The sequence below is a fragment of the Gluconobacter sp. P1D12_c genome, assembly GCF_018812105.1.
GTDB lineage: Bacteria > Pseudomonadota > Alphaproteobacteria > Acetobacterales > Acetobacteraceae > Gluconobacter > Gluconobacter oxydans_A.
The window spans coordinates 1-425 of the sequence record NZ_JACSIQ010000546.1; the positions used below are offsets into that span (position 1 = coordinate 1).

Sequence of the window (425 nt, forward strand, 5' to 3'; positions counted from 1 at the left end):
GGCCGGGTCTTGTCCGCTACTACATGAACCGCCACGTTGCTGAAGTAGGTAGTCGTGCTACACAAGAAGAACTTTCTACAATACCAAAGCCGGGATTTAATCTTGAAGTTATAGAAGGAGGAAAATTATGAAAACTAACGAACGATTCCATATTGCATGCCAAAATACATTTATAATTTCTCATTCAAACGACTTAGAAACTATGAAAATTTGGAAAAATCTTAAGGAATTACATGATGAAAATTTAGATGAATTTTTTGAATTTTCTATAGTGCGAGATAATGAAGTGCTTCTAGAGACACTTCGCCTTCCGAGTGATCCTTCACTCTACGAATGGTTTGTCGGTCAGCCAAATGTGCCATTACCGACAAAAAAAGAAGCTTTCTGAATATATCTGAAGAAGGGGTTTCCTTCTTCAGCTTACG

General features: G+C 37.6%; 1 protein-coding gene. It reads left to right on the plus strand.

The genetic code is table 11. The features are described from left to right. Positions 1-127 precede the first annotated feature (127 nt). The gene (locus KP705_RS18085) at positions 128-388 is read left to right on the plus strand and encodes a hypothetical protein (RefSeq protein WP_215764835.1); all 261 of its coding nucleotides are present in this window, start codon (positions 128-130) and stop codon (positions 386-388) included. Positions 389-425: the final 37 nt, after the last annotated feature.

Bases quoted from the DNA above. Each gene is read 5' to 3' on its own strand.
- KP705_RS18085 (WP_215764835.1), top strand. From the start codon at position 128: ATGAAAACTAACGAACGATTCCATATTGCATGCCAAAATACATTTATA.